Source organism: Bacillus sp. SIMBA_074 (assembly GCF_046534555.1).
In the GTDB taxonomy this organism is placed as follows: Bacteria; Bacillota; Bacilli; order Bacillales; family Bacillaceae_G; genus Bacillus_A; species Bacillus_A mycoides.
Genome location: NZ_JAWRYM010001313.1, coordinates 1 through 232 on the forward strand (window position 1 = coordinate 1; position 232 = coordinate 232).

General features: G+C 49.6%; 1 protein-coding gene. It reads left to right on the top strand.

Features of this window, described 5'->3' with window-relative positions:
* Positions 1–232: response regulator (locus tag SB773_RS34960; protein ID WP_486304347.1), on the top strand; the 232-nt coding region annotated here is incomplete at both ends.

Genomic DNA, 232 nt, shown 5'->3' on the forward strand with positions numbered 1-232 from the left:
TGATCCGAATGAACGGACAGGAATGGGCTGGCTCGTATCTAGCTGTGCAATTCCGTATAAAAAAGTGCTCTCTGCGGGGACGATGGCAGAAGTATTTCAACTGATGGAATCCCAGACACCGGATGTGATCTGCCTCGAATTGGATATGATCGGAAAAGGTCAATGGGAGCGGCTCAAGCTGTTGGTGGAGCAGTATAAGCCTACAGTACTGGTTACGACAGCAGAAGCTACC